Source organism: Streptomyces candidus (genome assembly GCF_014207445.1).
Taxonomy (GTDB): Bacteria; Actinomycetota; Actinomycetes; order Streptomycetales; family Streptomycetaceae; genus Streptomyces; species Streptomyces candidus.
In genome coordinates this window covers 96,195-120,082 of the sequence record NZ_JACHEM010000002.1, presented here as the reverse complement: position 1 = coordinate 120,082, position 23,888 = coordinate 96,195, and the positions used below count along the sequence as shown (strand labels likewise).

Annotated in this window: 16 protein-coding genes and 1 riboswitch; of the genes, 4 read left to right on the top strand and 12 right to left on the bottom strand. The window is 71.2% G+C overall.

What is annotated here, in order from left to right; all coding sequences use genetic code 11:
- Positions 1–174: 174 nt before the first annotated feature.
- Positions 175–3,141 carry a bifunctional acetate--CoA ligase family protein/GNAT family N-acetyltransferase gene (locus HNQ79_RS03545; protein ID WP_185026768.1) on the bottom strand — a complete coding sequence of 989 codons (2,967 nt, stop codon included), beginning with the start codon at positions 3,139–3,141 and terminating at the stop codon, positions 175–177.
- A 173-nt stretch (positions 3,142–3,314) separates the two neighbouring features.
- Between HNQ79_RS03545 and HNQ79_RS03540 the strand changes: the two genes are divergently transcribed.
- Positions 3,315–3,596 carry an HPr family phosphocarrier protein gene (locus HNQ79_RS03540; RefSeq protein ID WP_185027591.1) on the top strand — a complete coding sequence of 94 codons (282 nt, stop codon included), beginning with the start codon at positions 3,315–3,317 and terminating at the stop codon, positions 3,594–3,596.
- 244 nt (positions 3,597–3,840) lie between these two features.
- Here HNQ79_RS03540 and HNQ79_RS03535 read toward each other — a convergent pair whose 3' ends face one another.
- The 3 genes from HNQ79_RS03535 to HNQ79_RS03525 all read right to left on the bottom strand — a co-directional run bounded on the left by HNQ79_RS03535 (position 3,841) and on the right by HNQ79_RS03525 (position 7,850).
- Entirely contained in the window at positions 3,841–4,635 is a 795-nt protein-coding gene (locus HNQ79_RS03535; protein ID WP_185026766.1) for a M23 family metallopeptidase, read from the bottom strand.
- A 14-nt stretch (positions 4,636–4,649) separates the two neighbouring features.
- A riboswitch (cyclic di-AMP (ydaO/yuaA leader) is annotated at positions 4,650–4,817 on the bottom strand.
- Positions 4,818–5,058: 241 nt separating this feature from the next.
- Positions 5,059–6,426: a M16 family metallopeptidase gene (locus tag HNQ79_RS03530; RefSeq protein WP_185027589.1), complete on the bottom strand. Its 1,368-nt coding sequence runs from the start codon at positions 6,424–6,426 to the stop codon at positions 5,059–5,061.
- A 68-nt stretch (positions 6,427–6,494) separates the two neighbouring features.
- A complete protein-coding gene (locus HNQ79_RS03525; protein WP_185026764.1) occupies positions 6,495–7,850 on the bottom strand; it encodes a M16 family metallopeptidase in 1,356 nt (451 codons plus the stop codon).
- 284 nt (positions 7,851–8,134) lie between these two features.
- On the opposite strand from HNQ79_RS03525, the gene HNQ79_RS03520 reads away from it, so the two are divergent.
- The gene (locus HNQ79_RS03520) at positions 8,135–10,588 is read left to right on the top strand and encodes a DNA gyrase/topoisomerase IV subunit A (protein WP_185026762.1); all 2,454 of its coding nucleotides are present in this window, start codon (positions 8,135–8,137) and stop codon (positions 10,586–10,588) included.
- A 16-nt stretch (positions 10,589–10,604) separates the two neighbouring features.
- Here the strand turns inward: HNQ79_RS03520 and HNQ79_RS03515 are convergent, their stop codons facing one another.
- A complete protein-coding gene (locus HNQ79_RS03515) occupies positions 10,605–11,750 on the bottom strand; it encodes a CobW family GTP-binding protein (protein ID WP_185026760.1) in 1,146 nt (381 codons plus the stop codon).
- A 365-nt stretch (positions 11,751–12,115) separates the two neighbouring features.
- Here HNQ79_RS03515 and HNQ79_RS03510 point away from each other — a divergent pair, with 365 nt between their 5' ends.
- Complete coding sequence (locus HNQ79_RS03510; protein WP_185026758.1) at positions 12,116–13,738, top strand: ATP-binding protein; 1,623 nt, start codon at positions 12,116–12,118, stop codon at positions 13,736–13,738.
- Between the two features lie 15 nt (positions 13,739–13,753).
- On the opposite strand, the gene HNQ79_RS03505 is transcribed toward HNQ79_RS03510, so the two are convergent.
- From HNQ79_RS03505 to HNQ79_RS03485, 5 genes are all read right to left on the bottom strand, one after another.
- Positions 13,754–15,352 (bottom strand): monocarboxylic acid transporter, encoded by a 1,599-nt coding sequence (locus tag HNQ79_RS03505; protein ID WP_185026756.1) that lies wholly within the window; start codon positions 15,350–15,352, stop codon positions 13,754–13,756.
- Positions 15,349–15,843, bottom strand: coding sequence for a DUF485 domain-containing protein (locus tag HNQ79_RS03500; RefSeq protein WP_185027587.1), 495 nt, complete (start codon positions 15,841–15,843; stop codon positions 15,349–15,351). The genes HNQ79_RS03505 and HNQ79_RS03500 overlap by 4 nt, the downstream gene beginning before the upstream one ends.
- A gap of 131 nt (positions 15,844–15,974) precedes the next feature.
- Entirely contained in the window at positions 15,975–16,625 is a 651-nt protein-coding gene (locus tag HNQ79_RS03495; protein WP_221507357.1) for a response regulator, read from the bottom strand.
- Between the two features lie 143 nt (positions 16,626–16,768).
- Positions 16,769–17,965, bottom strand: a complete 1,197-nt coding sequence (locus HNQ79_RS03490; protein WP_185026754.1) for a sensor histidine kinase — start codon at positions 17,963–17,965, stop codon at positions 16,769–16,771.
- A 99-nt stretch (positions 17,966–18,064) separates the two neighbouring features.
- On the bottom strand, positions 18,065–20,185 hold the full coding sequence (locus tag HNQ79_RS03485; RefSeq protein ID WP_185026752.1) for a DNA gyrase/topoisomerase IV subunit B: 2,121 nt from the start codon (positions 20,183–20,185) through the stop codon (positions 18,065–18,067).
- Between the two features lie 452 nt (positions 20,186–20,637).
- Between HNQ79_RS03485 and HNQ79_RS03480 the strand changes: the two genes are divergently transcribed.
- Complete coding sequence (locus tag HNQ79_RS03480) at positions 20,638–20,868, top strand: DUF7455 domain-containing protein (RefSeq protein WP_185026750.1); 231 nt, start codon at positions 20,638–20,640, stop codon at positions 20,866–20,868.
- Positions 20,869–21,227: 359 nt separating this feature from the next.
- Here HNQ79_RS03480 and HNQ79_RS03475 read toward each other — a convergent pair whose 3' ends face one another.
- Complete coding sequence (locus HNQ79_RS03475) at positions 21,228–22,058, bottom strand: S1 family serine peptidase (protein ID WP_185026748.1); 831 nt, start codon at positions 22,056–22,058, stop codon at positions 21,228–21,230.
- Positions 22,059–22,208: 150 nt separating this feature from the next.
- Positions 22,209–23,555, bottom strand: coding sequence for an RNA polymerase sigma factor (locus HNQ79_RS03470; protein ID WP_373312477.1), 1,347 nt, complete (start codon positions 23,553–23,555; stop codon positions 22,209–22,211).
- Between the last annotated feature and the right edge of the window lie 333 nt (positions 23,556–23,888).

Sequence of the window (23,888 nt, the reverse complement as noted above, 5' to 3'; positions counted from 1 at the left end):
GCTACGGGGCGAGAGAGCGGGACCCGCCCCCGGGAGGCACTGCGGGCGGGAACGGGCCCGTACACCCTCGGGCTCGCGGGGGCGTGGAGCACGCCCGATCGCTCCCCGGCCTGCGCAGGCGGCCCCCGGGCCCGGCGCATCGCGGGCCGTGCGGGGACCGGTGTTCCGCGGGGCTCAGTAGCTCGGGAGACGGCGCGGGCCGAGGTCCTCCCGTGCGACCGGGGGTGCCAGCCGGACCGTGGCGCCCAGTACGGACAGCCCCTCCGGGGCCACGACCACGGGTTCCAGGGCGACTCCGACCACCTCGGGATGGTCGTCTACCAGCCGCGACACCCTCAGCAGCAGTTCCTCCAGGGCGGCGGTGTCCACGGGCGCGCTTCCCCTCCAGCCGAACAGCAGCGGGGCGGTCCGGATCGACCGGATCAGCTCGGCCGCGTCCCTGTCGGTGGCGGGTACGAGGCGGTGCGCGACGTCCCCCAGCAGTTCGGAGGCGGCCCCCGCCAGCCCGAACGACAGGACCGGGCCGGCCGCCGGGTCGACGCTCGCCCGTACGACGGTGTCGACACCGCGCGGAGCCATGGCCTGCACGACGAGGGACAGCTCCTCGGGCCTGCCGAGCGCCTCGGTCAGCTCGCCGTACGCACGCCGCAGGTCGTCCTCGTCGGCGAGGTCGAGGCGTACGGCGCCCAGATCGGGACGGTGCCGGAGGTGCGGGGCGGTGGTTTTGAGGGCGACGGGGTAGCCGAGGCGGGCGGCGGCGGCCACCGCCGCGTCCGGGCCGGGCGCGGGCAGGGCGTCCCGTACGACGATTCCGTACCGTCCGAGCAGCTCACGTGTGGCGTCCGCCTTCAGCGGCAGGCCGCGCGGGTCGGAGTCCGCGGCGAGCAGCTCCTCGATCCGGGCGGCGGCTCCGCTCTCGTCGATGTCCTCGTACTCGGGCACCCTGCCGGGCTCGGCGGCCTCCCGCCGCCACCGCGCGTACCGGACCGCCTCGGCGAGCGCCCGGACGGCGCGCTCGGCGGCGGGATAGGCGGGGATGCGGCGGTACGGGGGCGGCCCGGGGGCGGGGGCGGTATCCGTGTCGGGAGGCGTCGTCGGGGCGGATGCGGCCATAGCGGATGCGGCCATAGGGGAGGAGGTCTCCGGCTTCGGGGAAGCAGGGGACATGGCGGCCGGCGGGGTTCCCGGCCTCGGCGTGTCGTCGGAGGTCGCGGCGGAGGTCGCGGCGGCCTGGGTCCTGCCGGGGCCGGTGCTCGTCGCGGCGGCCAGGGCCTGCGCCAGCTCGCCCATCTCCACCTGCACCACCGAAACCGGCTTCGCCGGGGACGTGGCAGCCGCATCGCGCAGGGCCGCCGCCAGCACCTCGCCGTCGCCGGACTCCCTCGCTCCGCCCTCTCCCACCCACGGGATCGCCGTGACGACGACCGCGTCGCACCCCGGGTCCGCGAGCGCGGCGGCCAAGGACTCGCGGAAGTCGGACGGGCTCGCGCCCGTCGTCAGGTCGACGGGCGGCAGCGGACGGAGTCCTTCCGCCAGGCAGGCGTCGTACGTCAGCAGGCCCAGGGACTCGGAGTTGCCGAGGATCGCGGTGCGCGGACCGCGCGGCAGCGGCTGGCCGGTCAGCATGAGCCCGGCGTCGACGAGTTCGGTGACGGTGTCGACGCGTACGACGCCGGCCTGACGGAACAGTGCGGAGACCGTCGCGTCCGGAATGCGTGCCACCGGTACGGCGTGCCCCGGCGGTGTACTCCCGCTGTGACGGGCCCCCTTGACGACCACGACCGGCTTCACGGCCGCCGTACGCCGGGCGAGGCGGGTGAACTTGCGCGGGTTGCCGATGGATTCGAGGTAGAGCAGTACCGCGTCGGTGTCGGGGTCCTCGTAGCAGTACTGGAGGAAGTCGTTCCCGGAGACGTCGGCGCGGTTTCCGGCGGAGATGAAGGAGGAGACGCCCGCACCGCGCCGGTGCAGTCCGGCGAGCAGGGCGATGCCGATCGCGCCCGACTGGGCGAACAGTCCGATCCGGCCGCGTTCCGGTGAGTGCGGCGCGAGGGACGCGTTGAGACGCACGAGGTCGGAGGTGTTGATGATGCCGAAGGCGTTGGGCCCGATGATCCGCATGCCGTACGAGCGGGCGTGGCGTACCAGTTCCCGCTGCCGTTCCCGGCCCCTGGCACCGCTCTCGGCGTACCCGGCGGCCAGTACGACCATCCCCTGCACGCCGCTCTCACCGCAGTCCGTGACCACGTGCGGAACCTTCTCCGCCGGTACGACGACGAGCGCGAGGTCGACGCTCTCGCCGATCTCCGTGACGGAGCGGTGCGCGGGGACGCCGTCGAGTTCGGTGACGTCCGGGGGGAGGGCCGCGTTCACGGCGTGCACCCGGCCGGTGAACCCGCCGGCGAGGAGGTTGCGCAGGACGGTCCGGCCCACGGAGTCCGGGCTGCGTCCCGCGCCGACGACGGCCACGGAGCGGGGGGTGAGCAGCCGTTGCACGGAGCGCGCCTCGGCGCGGTGCTCGCGGGCGCGCTGCACGGCGAGCGAGCGGTCGGTGGGTTCCAGGTCGAATTCGAGGCGGACGACCCCGTCCTCGAAGGAGCGCTTCTGCTGGTACCCGGCGTCCGTGAAGACTTTGATCATCTTGGAGTTGGCGGGCAGCACCTCGGCGACGAAGCGGCGGATGCCGCGTTCGCGGGCGACCGCTCCGATGTGTTCGAGGAGCGCGGAGGCCACGCCGCGCCCCTGGTGGGCGTCCTGGACGAGGAAGGCGACCTCGGCCTGGTCCGCCGAGGGGCCGGAGGCGGGCATTCCGTCGGCGTCGATGCGGTCGTAGCGGACGGTCGCGATGAACTCCCCGCCGACGGTGACCGCGAGGCCGACCCGGTCGACGAAGTCGTGGTGGGTGAAGCGGCGGACGTCCTTGGCGGAGAGGCGGGGGTAGGGCGCGAAGAAGCGGTAGTACTTCGATTCGTCGGAGACCTGCTCGTAGAAGCTGACGAGCCGCTCGGCGTCCTCGGTGGTGATGGGCCGGATGCGCGCGGTGCCACCGTCGCGCAGCACGACATCGGCCTCCCAGTGGTCGGGGTACGCGTGCTCGGGGTCCTGCTTCACCTGATCCGCATCGTCCGCAGCCATGGCCATGGGGAGCAGCCTACGACTCGCGGGCGTCCGGGGGGCGGGGCAGTCTGGTCCTGGTCCCGGTGCCACGGCATCCGGAACGGGCACTTCCGGCGGGCACTTCCGCCGGGCAGAGCAGCCCGCACCACATGAGAGACTGGTCTAGACAACCAAGCATGAACACGAAGGGCTACACCATGGTTGAGCGCCGCGTCACCGTCGGTTGGGCCGAGGGCCTGCACGCCCGCCCCGCCTCCATCTTCGTCCGCGCCGTCACGGCCACGGGCGTCCCCGTCACCATCGCCAAGGCGGGCGGCAACCCGGTCAACGCCGCGTCGATGCTGGCGCTGCTGGGCCTGGGCGCGCAGGGCGGCGAGGAGGTCGTGCTCGCGTCCGAGGCCGAGGGTGCGGACGCCGCGCTGGACCGTCTGGCGAAGCTCGTCGCCGAGGGCCTGGACGAGCTCCCCGAGACCGTCTGACCCGTACGGGCGAAGTCCCGTGCAGAAGTCGCGATCCCCGGCTGCGGGGGTCGCGGCTTTCTGCGTTCCCCGGCATTCCCGCGGCTGTCTACGTTCTCCCGGCATGCTCGACGGAGTTCCTGGGCCCGTTCGTGCCGCTGGTGCCGCGGCTCCGCTGCGGCAGCGCTTGCCGGAGAACACGGAGATGCCCCGGCTCGTACGAGCCGGGGCATCTCCGTGAGGCGGTGTGGAGCTACGGGCGCGGTCAGACGCTGACGCCGTGGCTGCGCAGGTACGCCACCGGGTCGATGTCCGAGCCGTACTCGGCGGAGGTGCGGGCCTCGAAGTGCAGGTGCGGGCCGGAGGAGTTGCCGGTGGAGCCGGAGAGGCCTATCTGCTGGCCGGGGGTGACGGACTGGCCGACGGAGACGCCGATCGAGGCGAGGTGGCCGTACTGCGTGTACGAGCCGTCGTTCATCCTGATCACGACGTTGTTTCCGTACGCGCCGCCCCAGCCGGCCTCGACGACCGTGCCCGAGCCGACCGCCACCACGGAGCTGCCGGAGGAGGCGTGGAAGTCGACGCCGGAGTGGCTGCCGGAGGACCACATGGCGCCTCCGGCCTTGTAGCCGGTGGAGACGTACGAGCCGGCGACCGGCAGGCGGTAGGCGTTGAGGCGCTTGCGCTCGGCCTCGCGGGCGGCACGCGCGCGCTCCTCGCGCTCCTGGCGGACCTTGGCCTCCGCCTTGCGCTTGATCTCCGCCTTGCGTGCCTCTTCGGCCTTCCGCTGGGCCTCCGCCTTCTCGTAGGCCTCGCGCTGGGCGGTGGCCTGGGCCTCGACGCGCTCGGCGAGGGTCTCCGTCACGGAGTCCTCCATGACGACGGCGCGGATGCTGCCGGTTTCCTCGGCGGCCAGATCCTGGTCCGCGGCGAAGGCCTGCGGGGCCAGCGTTCCGATGACGCCGGTCGTGGTGAGGGCAGCGACTCCGGCGATGTTCGCGCTGCGACGCGACAGGGCGGAGGGACGCCGGTGCTTCCCGGCGGCACGGGTGAACGCCATGAAGTGGCTGTTTCCTTTCCTTCCTTCTCGCCTACCGGGTTAGCTGACGGGTTCGGAGCAGGAAGGTCTCCTACGGGCCCCACCGGCCCGCGAAGGGCGATGGCGTCCGATTCACCCCAGGGACTGAGTGGGTCCCCGGCTCCCCAGGCTCGCGCCTGACGGGGACTCGGCGATGGCTGCCCGGTGCCGCGGTTGCGGCGCAAGCTGACGGACAGCCGGACCGACGCTAAGCGGCAGTTCTTCCGATCTCCAAACACACGGCCGTTTTTGTAACGGAGCCCACACGCCAGACAGGCAACCTCTCCAATAAAACGGACATAAGGGAGGACCCCGGCGACTTGCTCGACGCCGGGGTCCTGCTTGTCATGCTTTGTGCCGGTTCTGCATCTGACCTTTGATCGGTCAGCCGGTGCCGTACGGTCGTCAGCCGGTAACGACCGTGACCTCGCCGATGTTCAGTGCGCGCACGGGTTCGGCGATCTGCGAGGCGTCACCGACCAGGACCGTGACCAGCCTGTCCACCGGGAAGGCGTTCACGACGGCCGCGGTGGCCTCCACGGTGCCGGTCTGCGCGAGCTTCGCGTAGAGCTGGGCCTGGAAGTCGTCGGGCAGCTGCTGCTCGACCTGGTCGGCCAGGGTGCCCGCGACGGCGGAGGCCGTCTCGTACTTGAGCGGGGCGACGCCCACCAGGTTCTGCACCGCCACGTCCCGCTCCGCGTCGGTCAGGCCCTCGGCCGCGAGCGTCCGGAGGACCTTCCACAGGTCGTCCAGGGCGGGCCCGGTCGACTCCGTGTCCACCGAGCCGCTGATGGCCAGCATGGCCGCGCCGGTGCCGTCCGCCGCGGAACGGAGCACCTGGCCGAAGGCGCGCACCCCGTAGGTGTAGCCCTTCTCCTCGCGCAGGACGCGGTCCAGCCGGGAGGTGAGGGTGCCGCCCAGGCAGTACGTGCCGAGGACCTGGGCGGGCCAGAGGCGGTCGTGCCGGTCGGCGCCGATGCGGCCGATGAGCAGCTGCGTCTGTACGGCGCCGGGACGGTCGACGATGACCACGCGGCCGGTGTCGTCGGCCGTGATCGGCGTCATCGGGCGCGGCTCGGCCGTGTTGCCGGTCCACTCCCCCAGGGTGTCGGCCAGGACGGCGTCCAGGTCGGTGCCGTCCAGGTCGCCGACGACGACCGCGGTGGCGGTGGCCGGGCGGACGTGCGCCTCGTAGAAGGCGCGCACGGCGGCGGAGTCGATGTTCTTCACCGTCTCCTCGGTGCCCTGGCGGGGGCGCGACATCCGCAGGGACGCCGGGAACAGCTCCTTGGACAGCTGCTTGGCGGCCCGCCGGGACGGGTTCGCGGCCTCGTGCGGGATCTCGTCGAGCCGGTTGCGCACGAGGCGCTCGATCTCGCCGTCCGCGAAGGCCGGGGCGCGCAGGGCGTCGGCCAGCAGGCCCAGGGCCTTGGGCAGCCGGGAGACCGGGACCTCCAGGGAGACCCGTACGCCGGGGTGGTCGGCGAACGCGTCGAGGGTGGCGCCGCAGCGCTCCAGCTCGGCGGCGAACTCCTCGGCGGAGTGCTTGTCGGTGCCCTCGGTGAAGGCCCGCGACATGATGGTGGCGACGCCGTCGAGGTTCTGCGGCTCGGCCTCCAGGGGTGCGGCGAGGAAGATCTCGACAGCCACCAGCTGCTGGCCGGGGCGGTGGCAGCGCAGCACGGTGAGCCCGTTGGGCAGGGCACCGCGCTCGGGGGCCGGGAAGGCCCACGGGGTGGCGGGGCCCGCCTGCGGCTGGGGGTGGAACTGCATCTCGCTGGTCACGCCGGCGGCCTTGCCGGTCGCGTCCGCGTTCTGGCCGGTCGTGGCTGCGGTGTCCGTCACTGGTCCGCCCCTTCCTGCTGGTCTTCCTGCGCGTCGGCGTCTGCGGCGGCTGCGAGCGGTTCGTACACCAGAACCGCCCGGTTGTCGGGGCGCAGGCGCGCCTTGGCGACGGCCTGGACCTCCTCCGCGGTGATCTCCAGTACGCGGCCGACGGCGGTCAGCGCGAGCTGCGGGTCGCCGAACAGGACGGCGTACCGGCACAGTTCGTCGGCGCGGCCGGCGACGGTGCCCAGCCGGTCCAGCCATTCGCGCTCCAACTGGGCCTGGGCGCGCTCCATCTCCTCGTCCGTCGGGCCCTCGGCGGCGAACCGCGCGAGCTCCTCGTCGACGGCCGCCTCGATCTGCGGGACCTCGACGCCGCCGGACGTCTTGACGTCCAGCCAGCCGAGCGAGGGCGCGCCGGCCAGGCGCAGCAGGCCGAAGCCGGCCGCCACGGCGGTCTGGTCGCGCCGTACGAGCCGGTTGTGCAGCCGGGAGGACTCGCCGCCGCCGAGGACGGTGAGCGCCAGGTCCGCGGCGTCCGCCTCGCGGGTGCCGTCACTGGGGAGCCGGTAGGCGGCCATCAGCGCGCGCGCCGGGACCTCCTCCTCGACGACCTCGCGCAGTTCTCCGCCGATGACGTCGGGCAGTGAGCCGTCGCGCGGCGGCTGCTTGCCGTCGTGGCCGGGGATGGAACCGAAGTACTTCTCCACCCAGGCCAGCGTCTGCTCCGGGTCGATGTCGCCGACCACGGAGAGCACCGCGTTGTTGGGCGCGTAGTACGTACGGAAGAAGGCGCGGGCGTCTTCCAGCGTCGCGGCGTCCAGGTCGGCCATGGAGCCGATCGGGGTGTGGTGGTAGGGGTGGCCCTCGGGGTACATGAGGGCGGTGAGCTTCTCGAACGCGGTGCCGTAGGGCACGTTGTCGTAACGCTGGCGGCGCTCGTTCTTGACGACGTCGCGCTGGTTCTCCATGGACTCGTCGTCGAGCGCGGTGAGCAGCGAGCCCATCCGGTCGGCTTCCAGCCACAGCGCCAGCTCCAGCTGGTGCGCGGGCATCGTCTCGAAGTAGTTGGTGCGCTCGAAGCTGGTGGTGCCGTTGAGCGAACCGCCGGCCCCCTGCACCAGCTCGAAGTGCCCGTTGCCGTGCACCTGGGCGGAGCCCTGGAACATCAGGTGCTCGAAGAGGTGGGCCAGGCCCGTACGGCCCTTGACTTCGTGGCGCGAACCGACGTCGTACCAGAGGCAGACAGCGGCGACCGGGGTCAGGTGGTCCTCGGAGAGGATCACCCTCAGACCGTTCGCAAGCCGGTGCTCGGTCGCTGTCAGGCCGCCGGAGCCGGCCTGCGCTGTGGCCGTGTGACCCATGGGCATGTACGTCCCTTCGATCGCGTATTGGACAAGTCCTGCGGTTGAGTCCTGCCACTGTATGCAAGCGCACCGACGGTCCGCGAAGTTCCCGTTCCGTGCACTCTTCTTGGGGACGTGCTGCGGGACGCCCGCCCAGGACGCCCCGCGACCCGCTACGGACGGGCCGAGGTCGGCGTTGTCGGTGGGGCGGTCCACAATGGTCCGCATCAGTGCCTGACCTCCAGTTGCCGGTCAGCGAACGATTGCCCGAGCACGATTCCAGAGAACGAGAAGGAGCCGCAGCCGCGATGGCCCGCCGCAGCACGAAGACCCCGCCGCCGGACGAGACGTTCGAGGAGAAGATCCTCGACGTCGACGTCGTCGACGAGATGCAGGGCTCCTTCCTCGAGTACGCGTACTCGGTGATCTACTCGCGCGCCCTCCCTGACGCCCGGGACGGCCTCAAACCGGTGCACCGCCGCATCGTCTACCAGATGAACGAGATGGGCCTGCGCCCCGACCGCGGGTACGTGAAGTGCGCCCGTGTCGTCGGCGAGGTGATGGGAAAGCTGCACCCGCACGGCGACGCGTCCATCTACGACGCCCTGGTGCGCATGGCGCAGCCGTTCTCCATGCGCTTGCCGCTGGTCGACGGGCACGGCAACTTCGGATCGCTGGGCAACGACGACCCGCCCGCCGCGATGCGTTACACCGAGTGCCGGATGGCCGACGCGACGTCGCTGATGACGGAGTCGATCGACGAGAACACGGTCGACTTCAACCCGAACTACGACGGCAAGGAGCGCGAGCCCGTCGCGCTCCCGGCCGCCTACCCGAACCTGCTGGTCAACGGCGCCACCGGCATCGCCGTCGGCATGGCCACCAACATGCCTCCGCACAACCTGGGCGAGGTCGTCGCCGCGGCCCGCCACCTGATCAAGCACCCGGGCGCCGACCTGGAGACGCTGATGCGTTTCGTTCCCGGTCCCGACCTGCCGACCGGCGGCCGGATCGTCGGTCTCGGCGGCATCAAGGACGCGTACGAGAGGGGCCGCGGCACCTTCAAGATCCGCGCCACCGCCTCCGTGGAGAACGTGACGGCGCGCCGCAAGGGCCTGGTGGTCACCGAACTGCCCTTCACGGTGGGCCCGGAGAAGGTGATCGCCAAGATCAAGGACCTGGTCTCGGCGAAGAAGATCCAGGGCATCGCGGACGTCAAGGACCTCACGGACCGCTCGCACGGCCTGCGCCTGGTCATCGAGATCAAGAACGGTTTCGTGCCGGAGGCGGTCCTCGAACAGCTCTACAAGCTGACGCCGATGGAGGAGTCCTTCGGCATCAACAACGTGGCCCTGGTCGACGGTCAGCCCCTCACCCTGGGCCTCAAGGAACTCCTGGAGGTCTACCTCGACCACCGCTTCGAGGTCGTACGCCGCCGCAGCGAGTTCCGCCGCACCAAGCGCCGGGACCGGCTGCACCTGGTCGAGGGCCTGCTCGTCGCCCTCATCGACATCGACGAGGTCATCCGGCTCATCCGCTCCAGCGAGAACTCGGCACAGGCCAAGGAGCGGCTGATCGAGCGCTTCGGGCTGAGCGAGATCCAGACGCAGTACATCCTGGACACCCCGCTGCGCCGGCTGACCAAGTTCGACCGCATCGAGCTGGAGTCGGAGCGCGACCGGCTCAACGGCGAGATCGACGAGCTGACCGGGATCCTGGACTCGGACGCCGAGCTGCGCAAGCTCGTCTCCTCCGAGCTGGCCGCCGTGGCCAAGAAGTTCAGCACCGAACGGCGCACGGTCCTGCTGGAGTCGGGCGCCTCCGCGATCGCCGCGGTCCCCCTCGAAGTGCCCGACGACCCGTGCCGCGTCCTGCTCTCCTCCACGGGCCTGCTCGCCCGTACGCCCAACGGGGAGCCCCTCGCCCTGGACGACGCGCGCCGCACCAAGCACGACGTGATCGTCTCGGCCGTGCCCGCGACGGCCCGCGGGCAGATCGGCGCGGTCACCTCGTCCGGACGGCTGCTGCGCGTCGCCGTCATCGACCTGCCCCAGCTCCCGGACACGGCCTCCGCGCCCAACCTGTCCGGCGGGGCCCCGGTCGCCGAGTTCCTCACGCTCGAAGCGGACGAGACCCTCGTCTGCCTCACCACCCTCGACGAGTCCTCCCCCGGCCTCGCGATCGGCACCGAGCAGGGTGTGGTGAAGCGGGTCGTTCCCGACTACCCGTCCCACAAGGAGGAACTGGAGGTCATCTCCCTGAAGGACGGTGACCGGATCGTCGGCGCGGCCGAACTGCGCACCGGGGAGGAGGACCTCGTCTTCATCACCGACGACGCCCAGCTCCTGCGCTACCAGGCCTCGCAGGTACGCCCGCAGGGCCGTCCGGCCGGGGGCATGGCGGGCATCAAGCTGGCAGCCGGGGCCAAGGTGATCTCCTTCACCGCGGTGGATCCGGCGACGGACGCGGTGGTCTTCACGGTCGCCGGTTCGAAGGGCACCCTCGTGGGCGACGCGGAGTCCTCCGCGAAGCTCACCCCGTTCGACCAGTACCCGCGCAAGGGCCGGGCGACCGGCGGCGTCCGCTGCCAGCGTTTCCTGCGCGGCGAGGACGCCCTGATGCTGGCCTGGGCGGGTGCTGCTCCGGCGCGCGCCGCACAGAAGAACGGCACCCCGGCCGACCTGCCGGACCCCGACCCGCGCCGGGACGGCTCGGGCGTTCCGCTGACGAAGCCGGTGGCGGCGCTGGCGGGATCGGTCTGACCCCGCACGGCCCGGCTCAGTCCTCGCCGGACCGAGCCGGGCCGTCCGTTTCCGGATCCTCCGCCTCTGGATCCGCTGCCGCCGGATCCTCGGCCTCCGGATCCTCTGCCTCCGGCTGCTGCACGTAGCGCAGGACACCCCACATGGCCCGCTCGCCCGGGGTGTCCTGCCCGGCATCCACCTCCCCGACGCATCCCGCCAGTCCGGCGCGGAGCGCCGCCCCGTCGACGCCCGCCCCGATGAGCACGAGCTGCGTGAGCCGTTCCGCACCGCTCCCCCACGGCTCCGGGTAGAACCGCAGGAACCGGCCCACCGCGTGCACCCCGTACCGGTTGCGCGCATCGGCCGCGCCGAAGTCCACGTACCCCTTGATCCGGTACAGCCCCTCGGGCCGCTCGTCGAGAAAGGTCATCAGCCGCCCCGGGTCCATCGGCTCCCCGGAGACGAAGTCCACGCTCTCGTAGGCGGCGTGCAGGTGCGCGGCGTGATCCTCGTCCCCGCCCTCGACCTCCGCCCGCAGGTCCTCGAAGCTCAACTGCCAGCCGTGCTCCCGGTGCTGCGCGTCCGACCTGCGGTCGAAAAGCACCTCGGGATCGACCCGCCCATGCTCCGCGGAGAGCACGGTCCCTCCGCCGAGCGCGCCCAACTCCGCCCGCAGCCGTACCAGATCCTCCGTCGCCACCCGGTCGGCCTTGTTGAGCACGATCAGATCGGCGACGGCCACATGACGTGCGATCTCCGGATGCCGCTCCCGCGTCGCCCCGAACTCGGCGGCGTCCACGACCTCGACCAGCCCTCCGTACACCACCCGTGGGTTCTCGCTGGCGAGGACCATTCGCACCAGTTCCTGCGGCTCGGCCAGCCCGCTCGCCTCGATGACGATCACGTCGATGCCGGCCTCGGGTTGCGCGAGCTTCTCCAGGTACACGTCCAGCTCACTCGCGTCCACGGCACAGCACAGACATCCGTTCCCCAGCGAGACGGTGCTGTCCCCGAGCTGCCCCGCCACTGCCATCGCGTCGATCTCGATCGCCCCGAAGTCGTTGACGATCGCCCCGATACGCGTGCCGCGGCTCCGCTTGAGCAGGTGGTTGAGGAGGGTCGTCTTGCCCGACCCCAGAAACCCTGCGAGGACGACGACGGGGATGTGCTGCCTGGACATGGTGCCGATCGTAAACGCAGTGCCGCGACGGACGGCCCGATTCTGCTGCGACTCGGGCAGCCGTCCTCTCCGCGGGCCCGGCACGCGGTGAACGGTTGCCGTACGGATGACTGGCACGGGTGGACTCCGGAACAACGTAGGCACCGTCCGCCGTATCGGCGCTTCTCCCCCGGGCCCGGGGAAGTGCGACCAACCTTCCGCGCGAAACCGGACATTCCCGACGCGTGACCGCTGCCGGCAACCGCGACGGAAAACCCGTTTCGCCCGAGGTCGCCATCGGGCCCTGCCCTGCGCCCCTTCCCCTGTGCCCCTCGCCTCGTGGGCCGCCTGCTCCTCCGGTGGCGCCGTCCCCTAGCGTCCCTCCCATGCGCATCCCCTGGCCCCAGCGTGTCGTCTCCCGGTTCCTTCTGCTCCAGCTGGTGATCGCGTCCGGCGTCACCGTTCTCGCCACCGGGCTCTTCCTCGCGCCGCTCGGCGCGCAGCTCGACGATCAGGCGATGCGGCGGGCGTTGGCCATCGCCCAGACCACCGCGTCGCCCGAGGTGGCGGAGACCCTTCTCGGTTCCCCCGCCGCGCCGGGCGGCCCCGTGCAGGCCGAGGCCGAACGGATCCGGCGGGCGACCGGGGCCGAGTACGTCGTGATCATGGACCGCCGCGGGGTCAGGTGGTCGCACACCGCGACCGGACAGATCGGACGGGTCGTCTCGACCGATCCGAGCGGGGCTCTCGCCGGCCGTGAGGTGATGGAGATCGACAGCGGCACCCTCGGCCGGTCCGCCCGCGGCAAGGTTCCGCTGCGGGACGCGCGCGGGCGGATCGTCGGTGCGGTGTCGGTCGGGATCGAGTACGAGACGGTGCGCGGGCGGCTGCTCGCGGCGATACCCGGGCTGCTCGCCTACGCCGGCGGGGCACTGGCCATGGGGGCGCTCGCCGCGTACCTCATCTCCCGCAGGCTGCAACGCCAGGTCCACGACCTGGCGTTCTCCGACATCGCGGCGCTGCTCGCGGAACGCGAGGCCATGCTGCACGGCATCCGGGAGGGCGTGGTGGCGCTGGACGCCGAGGGCCGGGTGCGGCTCATCAACGACGAGGCGCAGCGGCTGCTCGGCGTCGGGAACGAGGCCGCGGGCCGCCCGCTGGACGAGGTGCTGGGTGAGGGACGTACGGCCGACGTGCTGGCGGGCCGGGTGTCGGGGGACGACCTGCTGACCGTACGGGGCCCCCGGGTACTGGTCGCCAACCGGATGCCGACCGACGACGGCGGGGCCGTGGCCACGCTGCGCGACCGCACCGAGCTGGAACAGTTGGGGCGGGAACTCGACTCCACGCGTGGTCTGATCGACGCCCTGCGGGCCCAGGACCACGAGCACGCGAACCGGATGCACACCCTCCTCGGGCTGATCGAGCTGGAGATGTACGAGGAGGCGGCGGATTTCGTCACCGAGGTCGCGGGGGTCCACCGGGTGACGGCCGAGGAGGTCACGCAGCGGATCCACGACCCGCTGCTGGCCGCACTGCTGGTCGGAAAGGCGACCGTCGCCGCGGAACGCGCGGTGGCACTGCGGCTCGCGGACGGGACGCTGCTGCCCGACCGGCTGGTGGATCCGCGCGGGCTGGTCACCGCGGTCGGCAACCTGGTGGACAACGCGCTGGACGCAGCGGCCGGCTCACCGGACGCGTTCGTCGAGGTCGCCCTGTACGCGCGGGGGCGCGAGGTCGTACTGCGGGTGACGGACAGCGGGCCGGGGGTGCCCGTCGCGCAGCGGGAGTCGGTCTTCACGGAGGGCTGGTCGACGAAGGAGCTGCCCACGCACGGGAAGCGCGGGCTGGGACTCGCGCTGGTACGGCGGCTGGCCGAGCGCCAGGGCGGGACGGTGCAGGTGGGCGACGGCGCTTCCGCAGGCGCCGAGTTCACCGTCGTGCTGCCGGAAGCGCTGACCTCCGGCCCGGAGCAGGAGGGGCGTGACGTTTCGGCAGTACGACGGTGAGGACGTCGGAGCGGGTCAGGCCGCACCGGCTCCGGTGAGCGAGCGGACCTCGGTCTCCGCGTGCTTGGCCCGGTCCGGTGGTTCGGACGAGATGACGGTGCCCAGCCAGCCCGCGAGGAAGCCCAGCGGGATGGAGACGAGGCCCGGGTTCTGCAGCGGGAAGTACTGGAAGTCGGCGCCTGGGAAGAGGGATTCGGGGCTGCCCGAGACGACCGGGGAGAACAGGACGAGCAGTACGGCCGGGAGCAGACCGCCGTACACCGACCAGACCGCACCTCGGGTCGTGAAGCTGCGCCAGAAGAGCGAGTAGAGCAGGACGGGGAGGTTGGCGGAGGCCGCCACGGCGAAGGCGAGGCCGACGAGGAACGCCACGTTCAGGTCGCGCGCGAGGAGACCGAGCGCGATGGCGACGACGCCGATCCCGCCGGCGGCGACCCGTGCGACGGCGACCTCGCTGTACGGCCTGGCGCGCCTGCTCCGGCTGCGCAGCGACGCGTACAGGTCGTGGGCGACGGAGGCCGAGGAGGCGAGGGTGATCCCGGCGACGACGGCGAGGATGGTGGCGAAGGCGATGGCCGCGACGACCGCGAAGAGAACCGTTCCTCCTGTGGAACCGTTGCCTCCGCCGAGATCCAGGGCCAGCAGCGGGACCGCGGTGTTCCCGGCGGCGTTGGAGGCGCGCACCCGGTCGGAGCCGAGGAGGGCCGCCGCGCCGAAGCCCAGCACGATTGTCATCAGGTAGAAGCTGCCGATGAGCCCGATCGCCCAGATCACGGAGCGGCGGGCGGCGCGGGCGGTGGGCACGGTGTAGAAGCGCGACAGGATGTGCGGCAGGCCTGCCGTGCCGAGGACGAGGGCCAGCCCGAGGCTGATGAAGTCGAGGCGCGCCACCCAGCCGCCGCCGTACTTGAGGCCGGGGGCAAGGAAGTCCTTGCCGTGACCGCTGCGCTGAGCGGCGGTGGTCAGCAGTTGGTTGAAGTCGCCGTGGAAACGCAGCAGGACGAGCACGGTGAGGGCGAGCGCACCGGCCATCAGCAGCACGGCCTTCACGATCTGGATCCAGGTGGTGGCCCGCATCCCGCCCATCGTCACGTAGATGACCATGAGCGCGCCGACGCCGATCACCGTCCAGGTCTGGGCGGCCCCACTGCTGCCGCCGAGCAGCAGCCCCACGAGCGAGCCCGCGCCGACCATCTGGGCCACCAGGTAGAGCACGGACACCGTGACCGAGGAGGTGCCCGAGGCGATCCGCACCGGGCGCTCCCTCATCCGGGAGGCGACGACGTCGGCGAGGGTGAACCGGCCGCAGTTGCGCACGAGTTCGGCCACCAGGAACAGCACGACGAGCCAGGCGACCAGGAAGCCGACGGAGTAGAGCATGCCGTCGTAGCCGAAGAGGGCGATGAGGCCGGAGATACCGAGGAAGGAGGCGGCGGACATGTAGTCGCCCGCGATGGCGAAACCGTTCTCCATGGGGGAGAAGAGGCGTCCGCCGACATAGAACTCCTCCGCCGAACCGTGCCGGTTGCGGCTCACCCAGGTGGTGATCGCAAGGGTGGTCGCGACGAACGCGCTGAACAGGAGCAGGGCGAGAGTCTGGTGTCCGTGGTTCACCGGTGCGCCTCCCCGGATCCTGCGGCAAGCCCGCTCGGAGGTCCGGGCACGGAGGCGCTGAGTCTGGTCAACTCCTGTGTGTCCCAGCGCAGTTCCAGGGCCGCCCGGTCCCGGCGCAGCCTCGCGTGCCGCGCGTACGCCCAGGTCAACAGGAACGTGGAGAGAAACTGGCCCAGACCCGCGACCATCGCGACGTTGACGGCTCCGGCCACCGGGCGGGACATCAGCCCGGGCGCGGCCGTGGCGGCGACCACGTACGCGACGTACCAGGTGAGGAAACCGAGGGTCGCGGGGACGACGAACCGCCGGTAGCGGCTGCGCACTTCCTGGAAGGCGGGGCTGCGCTGCACCTCCAGGTAGATGTCGGCCGCGCTGATCTTGCGGTCCGCGGCGTCGCGCGCGGGCGGCACCAGGTGCGCCGGGGTGCCCGTACCGTCCAGTTCGCCCCACCCGGAGGCGAGCGCGTCATACCACGGGTCGTCGAACCGCATCGCTGCGGCCTCACGCCCTTCGTGCTTGTCCACCGAACAACTCTCCTTGCCCGCAGCCTGACCGGACCGCGCGCCCAAGGATGGGCAGACCGGAAAGATCCCCGGCTCGGCAATGCCCTCTCTTCACCCCATCAGGTGACGTCTGCGCCGGATCCACCCGTGCGGGGCGGCTGGGCGAGGCCCTGCCGGTAGGCATAGCGGACGGCCTGTGCGCGGTCGCGTACGCCGGTCTTGGCGAAGAGGTTGTTGATGTGCGTCTTCACCGTGGCGGGGCCGATGCGGAGGGCCTGCGAGATCTCCGCGTTGGGCAGCCCCTCCGCGATGAGCACCAGCACCTCGGCCTCTCTCGGGGTCAGCCCGTCGGGCAGTTCGCCGGGTGCCGGCGCCTCGGGTGCGGGCGCTGTGACCTGCTCCAGGAGTCTCCGCTGCACCCCCGGCGAGAGTCCGGCCTGCCCCGATACGACGTCCTGCACCGCACGCAGGATCTGCGTCCCGTCCGCGTCCTTGGTGAGGTAGCCCCGGGCGCCCGCCCGCAGGGCCCGGAACAGCCAGTCGTCATCGGCGTACGTCGTGAGCACCACCACGTGCGTCGACGGGTGGCCGGCACGGATCCTGCGTGTCGCCTCCACCCCGTCGCAGCGGGGCATCCGCAGGTCCATGAGCACCACGTCCGGGGCGTGCGCGGCGACCAGCGCGACGGCCTCCTCGCCGTCCCCCGCCGAGCCGATTACCTCGATGCCGGGCAGCAGACCCAGCAGCAGCACGATCCCCTCACGCACCATCGCCTGGTCGTCGACGACCAGCACGCGGATCGCGGTCACCCCTTCGGACACAGCGTCCTGTCCCGGGGCGGACCGTCGGAGCGCGTCATCGTGCACCCCGTCCTTCCGCGCACCGTTGGCGTCCCCCGTCCCACGGGAGCCCCTCACACCGGCATCCGCAGTCTCACCACGAACCCCTCCCCCTCCGGCCCCGCGGAGAGCGAACCCCCGAGCAGTTCCGCGCGTTCTCGCATACCCAGCAGACCGTAACCGGCGCCGGCCTTGGCCAGCTCCACCCGGGCGTCCGGCGCACCTGCGTCCGGTCCGCCCAAGTCCCGTATCTCCAGGGCCACTGTGTCCCGGTCGTACGCGAGCTCGATCCGGACCGCGGCCCCCGGCGCGTGCTTGCGCACATTGGTCAGCGCCTCCTGGGCCACTCGGCGCACGGCCTGCGAGGCGTCGGCCGACAGGCTCCGGCGCTCCCCCGTCACCCGTACCTCCGCCCGGTCCATGGCCGCGAGCTCCCGCAGGTAGTCCTCGACCGGCGCCATGTCCCCGCGCAGCGCCGAGAGAGCCTGCCGCGTCTCGGCCAGCCCCTCCTTGGCCATGCCGCGTGCGGCGACGACCCGTTCCAGCACCCCGTCCCGGAACGGCCCCGGCGGTTCCCGCTCGATCAGCAGCCGGGCCGCCTCCAGGTGCACCATCTGCGCGGACAGGCTGTGCGCCAGGACGTCGTGTATCTCCCTGGCGATGCGGGTCCGCTCCGCCAGGGCGGCCGACTCGGCCTCTGCCAACCGGGCGGCCCGCTCCTGGGCGAGCAGCCGGAACCCCGAACCGCGCGCCTGTGCGTCCAGTCGCAGCATGTAGCCGACGACGACGATGCCGACGCCCACCACGGCCATCTCGCGCAGGCTCACCTCGCCGACCAGTGCGTGCACGCCCATGATCGCCAAGCTCGCCGGCAGGCCGACCGCGAGCGGCAGCCGTTGCAGCGCCTGCACCGAGCAGACGATCAGCAGGATGGCCCCGGGCGTGTTCGCCCCCACCGCATAGGACCCCGTGGCCAGCAGTGTCACCGCGCCGAGCACGCCGAGCGAGGGTCCCAGCCGGTGCCGCGCGGTCTGCCGGTCGTACAGCTCGGCGGCGCCCACGACGGCCGCGATCGCGAGCGGGGGCACCACCACGGCCGCTCCGCCGAAGACCTGCGAGTCGTAGGCCTCCCAGATGAGCCAGAATCCGATCCCGAGCCACATGACGAAGTCGATCGCCATGCGCACCCGGGGCACCCCGAGCCGCGACAGCTCCTCCACGGAGGGCCAGGCGGTCAACCCGCCGCGCGACTGCTTCGTCTGCGATCCCATGCCGTCGACATTACGGACCGGCGGGCGTTCCCGGATCGGAGCGTGGGTGGAGCTTTTCGCTCCACCCACGGGTTGAGAAGACCGCTCGCGCGCCCCTGGTCAGGCGTCGATGCGGGAGCGGTCCAGCGTGGCCGCCGCGCTGGTGATGAACTCCTTGCGGGGGGCGACCTCGTTGCCCATCAGCAGGTCGAAGACCTGCTCGGCGGCGTCCAGGTCCCCGATGTTGATCCGGCGCAGGGTGCGGAAGCGCGGGTCGAGGGTGGTCTCCGCCAGCTGGTCGGCATCCATCTCACCGAGGCCCTTGTAGCGCTGGATGTCGTCCTTGAACCGGATGTTCTTGCGCTGGAATTCCAGCAGCGTCTGCCGCAGTTCGTTGTCCGAGTACGTGTAGACGTACTTGTCCTGGCCCTTCTTGGGCTGGACCAGCTCGATCCGGTGCAGGGGCGGAACCGCCGCGAACACGCGCCCCGCCTCCACCATCGGCCGCATGTACCGCTGGAAGAGCGTGAGCAGCAGGATGCGGATGTGTGCGCCGTCGACGTCGGCGTCGACGAGGAGCACGATCTTGCCGTAGCGCGCCGCGTCGATGTCGAAGGTCCGCCCGGACCCCGCTCCTATGACCTGGATGATGGCGCCGCACTCGGCGTTCTTGAGCATGTCCGAGACGGACGCCTTCTGCACGTTGAGGATCTTGCCGCGGATCGGCAGCAGCGCCTGGAACTCCGAGTTCCGGGCGAGCTTTGCCGTACCCAGCGCCGAGTCCCCCTCGACGATGAACAGCTCGCTGCGTTCCACGTCGTCGCTGCGGCAGTCGGCCAGCTTGGCGGGCAGCGAGGACGACTCCAGCGCGGTCTTGCGACGCTGGGCGTCCTTGTGCTGGCGGGCCGCGATACGGGTCCGCGAGGCGGCGACGATCTTCTCCATCACCGATCGCGCATGCGCCTTGGCGTCGCGCTTGGTGGAGGTCAGGAAGGCCTTGAGCTCCTTGGCGACCACATTGGCGACGATCCGGTTGGCGGCCGAGGTGCCGAGCACCTCCTTGGTCTGGCCCTCGAACTGCGGCTCGGCGAGCCGCACGGTGACCACCGCCGTGAGGCCCTCCATGGCGTCGTCCTTGACGACGTCGTCCTCGGCGACCCGCAGCAGCTTGGCGGAGCGGAGGGACTCGTTCACCGTCCGGGTGAGAGAGCGTTCGAAACCGGAGACGTGGGTGCCGCCCTTGGGGGTGGCGATGATGTTGACGAAAGACTTGACCGTGCTGTCGTAGCCGGTGCCCCAGCGCAGGGCGATGTCGACGGCCAGTTCCCGGGTGACCTCGGTGGGCGTCATGTGGCCCAGCTCGTCGAGGACCGGGACGGTCTCCTTGAAGGTGCCCGTGCCGGTGAGCCTCATGACGTCGCAGATCGCCTTGTCCTGCGCGAGGTACTCGCAGAACTCACTGATGCCGCCGTCGAAGCGGAAGGTCTCCTCGCTCTTTCCGACGCCCTGCAGGTCCCGCTCGTCACGGACGACGATGGTGAGGCCCGGGACCAGGAAGGCGGTCTGGCGGGCGCGCTGGTACAGCGTGTCCAGGGAGAGCTTGGCGTCCTTGAGGAAGATCTGCCGGTCCGCCCAGTAACGGGTCCGGGTGCCGGTGCGGGTCTTGGGCACCCGCTTGGCCTTGCGCAGGCCGTTGCCCGGGTCGAAGGCGGAGTCGGGGCCGGATCCGGTGAAGATGCCGGGGACGCCGCGGCGGAAGCTGATCGCGTGCGTGGCGCTGTTGCGGTCGACCTCGACGTCCAGGCGGGCGGAGAGCGCGTTCACCACGGAGGCGCCCACGCCGTGCAGGCCGCCGGAGGCCGCGTACGAGCCGCCGCCGAACTTTCCGCCGGCGTGCAGCTTGGTCATGACGAGCTCGACGCCGGACAGGCCTGTCTTGGGCTCGACGTCGACGGGGATGCCGCGGCCGTTGTCCTGGACCTCGACCGAGCCGTCCTCGTGGAGGATCACTTCGATGCGGTCGCAGTAGCCGCCGAGGGCCTCGTCGACGCTGTTGTCGATGATCTCCCAGAGGCAGTGCATGAGGCCTCGGCTGTCCGTGGACCCGATGTACATGCCGGGGCGCTTGCGGACCGCCTCAAGGCCTTCGAGGACGAGCAGGTGCCGCGCGGTGTAATTGGAACCGTCACGGTCCGCACCGCTCAGCAGTGCGGTGGACGGGACGGTCGTATCGGCGGTCACGCGGTTCGCTCCTCGCTGAATTTCAAATGGGCCCCGAGTGGGTACGGGGTCGGCGTCGGTCGCCGCTCAGAGGGTAACGGGGCCTGGTAGAGCGGTTGTCACGCCACCCTCGGCAAAACTCATGCTAGTCCAGTGGCGTACAGGTGTTCGATCCCTCGATGGAGTGAAGCACATGTCACGTTCCTTTCCGGGCATGAACCATTTAGGCTCCGGGCACGTCCTCTTGAACAACCCGGCAATCCAGCCGGGTGGACGTGTCCCCCGAAGACAAGCCAGCAACGCGAAACCGTAAAGCGACGCAATACGGCTCATTCGCCGCCAACCGGCAACAGACAACCACTCCGGACGACCTTCGGAAGAAGTTTCAAGAAAAAGCCACGAGCGGGAACGTTTTCGGCCTGGTTGGATGTTGACCCTGGTACGACAGCTCGTCGAGCTAGAGAAGAGGCGACGTGACTACTGTTCTGACCCCCGCGAGCCCCCTGACGGCCGCTGACCGATGCGACCGCTGCGGCGCCCAGGCATATCTGCGCGTTCTCCTGGCCAGCGGCGGCGAACTGCTCTTCTGCGCCCACCACGGTCGCAAGTTCGAGCCCGAGCTCAAGAAGATCGCCGCGGAAATACAGGACGAGACGGACCGGCTGACGGTCACGCCTGCGTCGTCAGAGGACGACGACCGCTGACGCCCTGAGAGCGTCCACGACGAGCCAAGGACCGGCCCTGACCGGTCGACGGGCGGCTGCCCCCGGGTGTGCGGGGGAAGTCGCCCGTTCTCATGTGCCGGAGCCAGCGCTCTTACGGGGCACCTCGGTGCGAGACCCTCTGCCCGTCACGGGCAGGGGATACGGCGGCTCCGTTCTCCGCGTACGGCGTGGGCCCCGCTCAGCGCCCACGGGCAGCCCGGCTCCCCGGGGGTGGGACAGCGCCGGCCCAAGAGCGCCACAGCGGCCCGTAGGGCTCCCTGGCACCTATAGGGCCGTCCCGCAGGGTCCTCTCCCGCCGGAGTGGCGCCGCGAGGACGACCTCGCTACGGCCGACGCGGTCAGCTCCTCGGTGAGAACAGCTCGGACAGCGCCGAGATCCGGGTGTACACCCCGGGGCTGCCCGCCTGCCCGCAGCCGCTTCCCCACGACACCAGGCCGATCAGTTCCCCCCCGGCCACGAGGGGACCCCCGCTGTCCCCCTGGCACGCGTCACGGCCGCCCCCGGGGTCCCCCGCGCAGAGCATCGTGGCCGGGCGGTACGCGGCCCCGGCGGTAGCCGGGTAAGCCTTCGCGCACGTCTCGTCGGGCAGCACCCGGACCCGGGCGGACCGCAGGGAACCCGCGTAGGCCCCGTCCCCGATCGTGTCGCCCCAGCCGTACACCGTGGCGGCCGTACCCGGCTCGTCCGCCCGGCTGCCCGTATCCGCCGTCTTGATCACGGATTCCGCCGGCAGCGCCGAGGCCAGGGTCAGCACAGCCAGGTCGCCCGAGTTCGAGTGCGCGTCGTACGAGGGATTGATCCACGCCCTGCGTACGGCGATCTCCCTCCCGCCCCCTCCCCGCAGCTCGGCGCGCCCGGCGATGACCCTGAGATCACGTACCTCCCTCAGCGGTGCGCCGAGCACCTCCCGGCCCAGGCAGTGCGCCGCCGTCAACACCTTGGTGCGGCCCACCAGGACTCCCCCGCAGAACTGTCCCGCCCGCGTACCGCCGAACCGGTCACGGCTGGACAACGCCACCACCCACGGGCTGTCCCCCGCCCGCGCCGGCTGCCCTCCTATGATCACGCCGTCCGAAGCGGCGGGGCCTGCCGCGGCCACAGGCAGTGCGACCGCTGCCGCCGTGAGGGCGAGGGCTCCCGCCAGCGACCGGTTGGTAGGTCGACGCATGCGTCCTCCTGACTCAGGGTTGAACTTCGCACACCCAGAGTCAGTGATGCTTTTGTGTCCCGCACCCGCGCGGTGCGCGGGCCCGGCTGCCGCGTACGTGGTGATACGGCGCGCGCACGGCGGGCCCGGCCCGGCAGTCCGGGGCGCGGCTCAGTCCAGGTAGTCGCGCAGGACCTGTGAGCGGGAGGGGTGGCGCAGCTTGGACATGGTCTTGGACTCGATCTGACGGATGCGCTCACGCGTCACCCCGTAGACCTTGCCGATCTCGTCCAGGGTCTTCGGCTGACCGTCGGTCAGGCCGAAGCGCATGGAGACCACGCCCGCCTCGCGCTCGGAGAGGGTGTCCAGCACCGAGTGCAGCTGCTCCTGCAGCAGGGTGAAACTGACCGCATCGGCCGGCACGACCGCTTCCGAGTCCTCGATGAGGTCGCCGAACTCGCTGTCTCCGTCCTCGCCCAGCGGGGTGTGCAGGGAGATCGGCTCACGGCCGTACTTCTGGACCTCGACGACCTTCTCGGGCGTCATGTCGAGTTCCTTGGCCAGCTCCTCCGGGGTGGGCTCGCGGCCCAGGTCCTGGAGCATCTGCCGCTGGACCCGCGCCAGCTTGTTGATGACCTCGACCATGTGCACCGGGATGCGGATGGTGCGGGCCTGATCAGCCATCGCGCGGGTGATCGCCTGGCGGATCCACCAGGTCGCGTACGTCGAGAACTTGTAGCCCTTGGTGTAGTCGAACTTCTCGACCGCACGGATGAGTCCGAGGTTGCCCTCCTGGATCAGGTCCAGGAAGAGCATGCCGCGGCCGGTGTACCGCTTGGCGAGGGAGACCACCAAGCGGAGGTTGGCCTCCAGGAGGTGGTTCTTGGCACGCCCTCCGTCCTGGACGATGATCTCCAGCTCGCGCTTGAGCTTGGGCGCGAGCTTGTCCGAGTTCGCGAGCTTGTCCTCGGCGAACAGGCCGGCCTCGATGCGCTTGGCGAGTTCCACCTCCTGTTCGGCGTTGAGGAGGGGGACCTTGCCGATCTGCTTGAGATAGTCCTTGACCGGGTCGGCGGTGGCGCCGGCGACCGCGACCTGCTGGGCCGGAGCGTCGTCCTCGTCGTCGTCGGAGAGTACGAAGCCCTTGGCCTCGCCGCCTTCGCCGCCCTCTTCGTCCGCGCCCGCCTTGACCCGGATCTCTTCGGTCGTGGCGTCGTCGGACCCGTCGTCGCTCCTCGCCGCGGTCTTCCTGGCCGTCGTCTTCTTGGCGGTCGTCTTCTTCGCGACGGTCTTCCTGGGCGTCGTCTTCTTCGCGGCGGCCTTCTTGACGGGCACTGCGCCGTGCTCGTCCGCGACGGCGTCCCCGGCCCCGCCTTCCGTCGCCACAGCGGCGGCCGCCGCGACCGTCCTGGGGGCGGCGGCGCTCGCCGCGAGCGTCCGTGGGGCAGCAGGCTTGGCCGAAGTTTCCACCGGGGCGCTCTTGCGGGCACGCTTCGGCGACTCCGCGGCAGTGACCATCAGCGTCACACCCTCCTCCTCAAGGATCTGATTGAGGCTGCGCAGGACGTTCTTCCACTGGGTCGGTGGGATCCGGTCGGCATCGAAAGCCCGACGCACGTCGTCGCCGGCGATCTGCCCCTCAGTCTTTCCCCGCTCGATGAGCGCCAACACAGACTCGCACTCGGCGATCTCCGGCGGGAGCGTACGGGATGTGCTGGCCGACACGAACAACCTCTCGGAACGATGGAAATGGCGTCCGACCCCGCCCGTGAGGGCCTGAGCCGACGACCACCGGCTGGGGGTGCACCGGCGGACCGGGCGAACGACCGCAGACGGGCCGCGGTGCCGCGA